Consider the following 5,921-nt stretch of genomic DNA (forward strand, 5'->3'; position numbering starts at 1 on the left):
CTTGGGCAAAGACAGCGGATATGCCATCATGCGCGATTTAAGCGATTGTGCCGCGCCGGCTTGCGCGGCTCTCGTGGAGGCATGCATGGAGTGGAGCTGGTCGCAATTGTCGGATCTGTACTGGAGCGCGTCCAAATGGCAGATCAACCTGCTGGTGATCGGCAATCTGCTGGGCGGTTTGTGCCTGGGCAGCCTGCTGGGCTATGAACGCTGGTACAACGGCCGCGCCGCCGGCATGCGCACCTATGGCCTGGTTTGCATGGCCTCGTCCGCGGCTATCACCATCATCGGTTACTCGGGCTACTGGTACGGCGGCGCCACGCCGGATGCCGTCCACCCCGACATGACGCGGGTGGCGCAGGGGGTGTTGACCGGCATCGGCTTTCTTGGCGCCGGCATGATCATGAAAGAAGGGTTGAGCATCAGTGGTTTGACCTCGGCCGCATCGGTGTGGATGTCGTCGGTGATCGGCATCCTGATCGGCGTAGGCTTCTACGCGGCAGCCATCGCGCTGACCATTCTGTGCATGGTCTTCGTCACCGTGGTCAACCGGATAGAAGGCGTGCTGCCGCGCCGGGTCAGCCTGTTCGTCAACGTCAAGCTCAATCCGGAGCATTCCTGGACGGTGGAAACGCTGGCTGGCCGCTTGTCGCCGTTCGGCCTCAAGCTGCATGAGGAAAGCATCAGCATCCAGGCCGACGCCAGCGGCACCCGCTGGAGCTTCATGATTTCGGCGCAGGACCGCCGCACCTTCTTCAGCGTGGTGGACCTGGCGCGCGACATCATGGCGGCCGACCATATCCAGGAGCTGGATATCCAGCCGGCGCGCAACTGATGTCTACAGCGCCACGCCCGGCGGCGGCTGGTCGTGGCTTTGCGCCATCGATTGATGCGGCAGTTCAAGATAGCTCTTGGACTGCATCTCGGTGAGGCGGCTGGCTGTGCGGAAGAATTCGCCGGATTGCACGCCTTCGGTATAGATTTCCTCCGGCGGCGCCTCGGCCGAGGCGATCAGCTTGACGCGATTATCGTAGAACACGTCCACCAGCCAGGTGAAGCGGCGGGCGATGGACGCCTGCTTGGCAGTGAGCTTGGGGATGCCGGACAGGAATACCGTGTGGTATTCGCTGGCGATTTCCAGATAGTCGGTCTGCGCGCGCGGGCCATCGCACAGCGCCATGAAGTCGAACCAGATCACGCCGGGCGACATCCGCTTCACCGCAATCTCTCTGTCCAATACGGTGATGGACTTTTGCGGCAGCTCGGCGCCGGTGCCGACTTTGACAAACAACTGTTCCATCCGCCACTCGTTGGCCTCATCCGCCGGCACCATGAACAGCGGCTCGCGCGTCAGCTCGCGCAGACGATAATCATGGCCGCCGTCCACGTTCAGCACGTCCAGCTCGCGCTTGATCAGCGCTATCGTCGGCAGAAAGTTCTGCCGCTGCAGACCGTTAGGGTACAGATCGTCCGGCGCGTAGTTGGAGGTGGTCACCACCACCACGCCGCGCTCCAGCAGCGCCGCCAGCAGGCGGCCCAGTATCATCGCATCGGCGATGTCGGACACATGGAATTCATCGAAACACAGCAGCCGGGTGGCCTTGGCGATCTCATCGGCGTAGGCCAGCAGCGGGTCCTTGTTGCCGGCGAACTTCCGCAGCTCGCGGTGCGTTTCCGCCATGAAATTGTGGAAATGGATGCGGCGCTTGCGGCGGTAAGGCACGCAGGCGTAGAAGGCGTCCATCAGAAAACTTTTGCCGCGGCCGACGCCGCCCCAGAAATACAGGCCGCGCGGCACTTCCGGGCTGCGCAGGCTGCGGCCGAGGAAGCGGTTGCGCTTGGCCTTGAAATCCACCAATTGGTGCCACAGCCGGTCCAATTGCTCGATGGCGGCGGCCTGCGCCGCGTCGTGAATGAAGCCTGGCCGCTCGCTGGCCAGCTGATACCAACCCTTGGGGCTGCAATGGACATTCTCGTCCGGGGAAAATGTATGTTGCGACATGGTTTTGCTTGTTCTGCGCTGCGTGGGACGCCGTGGTCGCGGCGGAATGTGCCCTTATGATAACCGCTTTGCCCGCTCAACGCGCATTCAGCGGCAGGCAACCGGGCGGATGCCGTAAGGCGCGGCCAGCTTCTGCAAGCTGCCATCGCGGCACATCTCATCCAGCGCGCGGTTGAATTCGTCCAGCATGCCGGGCTGCACCCGGCTGCGAGTGAAACCGTACAAATAGGCAAGCGTTTTCACTTCAGCCAGTTGATGCAAATCCGAAAGCCCATCGCGGCGGATCCAGTAGCGCGCCACATCATCGTTGGAAAAGGCCACCCCGTCCGCGCCGTAACGGCCGGCAGACAGCTTGCGCAATACCGTTTGCGGATCCAGCTCCACCTTCAGATCGACGCCCGGCACACCCTGCACCAGCTTTTCGCAGTTGGTCTGCGACAACGATGGACCATACACCGCCACGCTGCGGCCGGACAGATCAGCCGGCTGCCGATAGCGCAGCGGATTGCCATTGCGCGCATACAGGCCATAGCTGCTGACCAGCACCGGCCTGGACAAGTCCATCACCGCTCGCCGCTCCGGCGCATCTTGCGCCAGAACCAGGCCATCGGCCTCGCCCAAGCTGATCATCAGCAAGGCGCGCTTCCATACCATGATCTGCACCGTGCAACGCCAGGACAGACGTCTGCAGGCTTCCTGCAGCACAACCACCAGCCCGCCATCCGGCTTGCCCGCCGTATCCTGGGTAATAAAGGGAGGAAACACCTGGGTGACGAAAAACAGATCGCGCGGCGCGGCCGACGCCGGCGGCGCGCAGGCGCAGACCAGCAATATACAGACCAGCAGCCTGCTTATCCGCGATAGATTCATCGCCACCCCCTGTCTTGTTATGAAGACATTATAGGAAGTATGCGACTCACGACCTCGCCTGGCGCGCCCTCCAGGCGACACACGACGGCCGCAGCCATTGCCGTTCGGCATAGTGAGCCAGCCTGGCCGGCAGCTCGTCTTGCGTCAATCGCCGCAACAACAAGGCCAGCTCGGCATCGGCCACACACCAGTCGCCAAACAGATTGCCGCCATCGGCCGGCACCAATGCCTCGGCCACTGCGATCAGCTTGTCCGCCGCCGCGCGGGCGGCTGGCGATAGTTGCAATGCCGGTTTGCGCCCGAACACGGTGGCGGTGGTGCGCTCATCCCGCAACGGCAAGAGATCGCTGCGCAGCCAGGCCTGCAACTGGCGCGCGCGGGCGCGAGCCTTCAAATCCATGGGCAATACGCGGGCGGTGTCGGGATAGGCGTCTTCCAGGTATTCGATGATGGCGGACGACTCGCTGAGATGAAAATCGCCGTCCACCAGCATGGGGACGCGCGAAGTCAGCGACTGCGCGCGATAACCCGGCTCGAATTGCTCGCCGCCGTCCAGATTGCGGGTGAGAACGGTAAAAGGCAGGCCCTTCTCGGTCAACGCGACAAAAGCCGCCATGGCGTAGGGGCTGAGAAAATCGTGATCAACATACAGTTGCAGCATGATGGCATTCCATTGGCAAAACCCACATGCTAATCAACCCTTCCCTCGCCGCCAAGCCGGCCGCCGTCGACACACCGTCAAGCGTGGTCGAACAATCCGGTGGAAAGGTAACGGTCGCCCCTATCGCACACCACGGACACGATGACCGCGTCCTTCAGTTGGGCGTCCAGGCGCAGGGCGACCGCCAATGCGCCGCCGGAAGACGGGCCGGCCAGGATGCCTTCGCGCCGCGCCAGCAGCCGGGCAGTGTCTTCGGCTTCTTGCTGGCCGACATGCTGGATCTCGTCCACGCGGGAGAAGTCGCAGATCTTGGGGACATACGGGTCTTCCCATTTGCGGATGCCGGCGATCTGGCTGCCCGGCTCCGGATGCACGCCGACAATGCGGATAGCCGGATTTTTTTCTTTCAGGAAACGGCTGGTGCCCATGATGGTGCCGGTGGTGCCCATGCTGGAGACGAAGTGCGTGATCTTGCCGCCGGTCTGCTCCCAGATTTCCGGGCCAGTGGTTTCGTAATGCGCCTGCGGATTATCCGGATTGGCAAACTGATCCAGGATGCGGCCCTGGCCTGCCGCCTCCATGCTGCGCGCCAGGTCGATGGCGGCGGGCATGGAGCCCGCCGCCGGGGTCAGGATCACCTCGGCGCCGTAGGCGCGCATCGCCAGCACCCGCTCGGCGCTGGAGTTTTCCGGCATGATCAGCACCATGCGGTAACCCATCATCGCCGCCGCCATCGCCAGCGCGATGCCAGTATTGCCGCTGGTGGGTTCGATCAGCGTGTCGCCGGGCTGGATGTCGCCGCGCTGCTCGGCGCGGCGGATCATCGACAGCGCCGGCCTGTCCTTGACCGAGCCCGCCGGATTGTTGCCCTCCAGCTTCAGCAACACCACGTTGCCGTTGCCGGATGGCAGACGTTTCAGTTTGACCAACGGCGTGCCGCCGACGAAATCTTCCAGATGTTTGTACACGGTGACTCTCCCAAAGCTAGCCCCATTATATCGATTAGCTATCAGCGCATGCGAAATCGTTATTTCTAATCTAATAACCGTCGGTAACAGGGACGGCAAGGCCGAGAAACTTATTTACGATGCACTGCGCATCGGCGATACCGTGTTAAAAACAAGAGGGCTGACAATACCATTCACCTGCCGTGCGAAAGCAACCACTCTCAAGTCACCACTCGCTACGAGTGCAAGCGGCTCCATACCGTATCCACCACCCGCATCGCCGCCAGGGCGGCCAGGCGCTGCCGCTCCAGGCTGGCGTAGCGCTCTGCGCTCTGCGGCTCGCGCTGCGCCCGTCCCAGCGCCATCACCGTCGCGTTCAAGGTTTCCAGCAAGGTCCGGCGCTGATGGCCGGACGCATCGGCGGCCAGGCGGTCTTCCAGTTCGGTCAGGGTGTACATGTCTAGCCTCAACTGTGCAAAGGAAGGAATATCAGTTCACGCGCGCCGGCCAGCGATACGCCATCGGCGTCTATCGCCGCCACGCGCAAGCCCTGCCGCACCGGGCTGCCCGGCAGCAGGCGCATGCCGTTGGCCAGCTGCAGGTATGGCGCCTCGGCGTTGCCGCCCACGCCGGCCATGGCGGCGGGCAGATAGTCGGCCGCCTTGGCGCTGCTGGCCGCGCCGACGAAACGCAGCGGCAGCGTCCGGCCCGGCTCGGCATTGACGATTTGCAGAAACGCCGCCAGCCGCGCCTGGCGGGCCTCGTCCAATTGGCCGGACAGCAACCAGCCCTGGTCGCCGCGCGCGGCGCTGAGGCCGGCGAGCAAGCCGGCGGCCTTCAGCCTCGGCAACAAGGCGGCCAGCTCATCGGCACCGCGGTCGGACAGGCGCCAGCCCACCAGCCCCGGCAGCTTATCCAACGCGGCCGCCAGCGCGGCGGTATCGCCGGCCACCGGGCCGTCGATGTCGGCATGGCCCGCCGCATCCAGCGTGACCGTCGCATCGGGGTAGCCATAGCTCGCCATCAGCGCGCGAACCGAACGCCGCAGTTCGTCGTCGCACACGGTTTCCTGCCGCAGACGGACGCCGGCCGCGCGCAAGCGAGTGGTCAGCGTCAGCAACTGGCCGCTGTCGCGGCAGCGGCCGGTCAGCTCCAGCACATCGTTGCCCAGCCAGCGCGCCGTCAGCCCGGGTTCGGCGCGCAGCGCCTGCGGCAGCCAAGCGCGCGGGGCGGGCGGCGGCGCAGGCGCGGCCGGCGTCAGCGTGCGGCCCCTGTCTCTTATACACATCTGACGCTGCCGACGACAGCACGGAGGTGTAGATGTCGGTGGTGGGCGGGTGATGAAAAAAGGGGGGGGGGGGGGGGGGGGGGGGGGGGGGGGGGGGGGGGGGGGGGGGGGGGGGGGGGGGGGGGGGGGGGGGGGGGGGGGGGGGGGGGGGGG

General features: G+C 64.7%; 6 protein-coding genes. 1 reads left to right on the forward strand and 5 read right to left on the reverse strand.

Annotated features, from left to right (window positions below):
• Positions 1-835 (forward strand): MgtC/SapB family protein (locus JHD59_RS21320; protein WP_233164450.1); only part of this gene is annotated, 835 nt, incomplete at its 5' end.
• Between the two features lie 3 nt (positions 836-838).
• Here JHD59_RS21320 and zapE read toward each other — a convergent pair.
• From zapE to JHD59_RS21345, 5 genes are all read right to left on the reverse strand, one after another.
• A complete protein-coding gene (zapE, locus tag JHD59_RS21325; protein WP_199155740.1) occupies positions 839-2,002 on the reverse strand; it encodes a cell division protein ZapE in 1,164 nt (387 codons plus the stop codon).
• An 87-nt stretch (positions 2,003-2,089) separates the two neighbouring features.
• Entirely contained in the window at positions 2,090-2,872 is a 783-nt protein-coding gene (locus tag JHD59_RS21330) for an ABC transporter substrate-binding protein (RefSeq protein ID WP_199155741.1), read from the reverse strand.
• A gap of 46 nt (positions 2,873-2,918) precedes the next feature.
• Entirely contained in the window at positions 2,919-3,533 is a 615-nt protein-coding gene (gene yfcF, locus JHD59_RS21335; RefSeq protein ID WP_199155742.1) for a glutathione transferase, read from the reverse strand.
• Between the two features lie 77 nt (positions 3,534-3,610).
• On the reverse strand, positions 3,611-4,501 hold the full coding sequence (gene cysM, locus JHD59_RS21340) for a cysteine synthase CysM (RefSeq protein WP_199155743.1): 891 nt from the start codon (positions 4,499-4,501) through the stop codon (positions 3,611-3,613).
• A gap of 215 nt (positions 4,502-4,716) precedes the next feature.
• Entirely contained in the window at positions 4,717-4,938 is a 222-nt protein-coding gene (locus tag JHD59_RS21345) for an EscE/YscE/SsaE family type III secretion system needle protein co-chaperone (RefSeq protein ID WP_199155744.1), read from the reverse strand.
• Positions 4,939-5,921: the final 983 nt, after the last annotated feature.

This window comes from Chromobacterium sp. ASV23 (genome assembly GCF_016428945.1).
Taxonomy (GTDB): domain Bacteria; phylum Pseudomonadota; class Gammaproteobacteria; order Burkholderiales; family Chromobacteriaceae; genus Chromobacterium; species Chromobacterium sinusclupearum.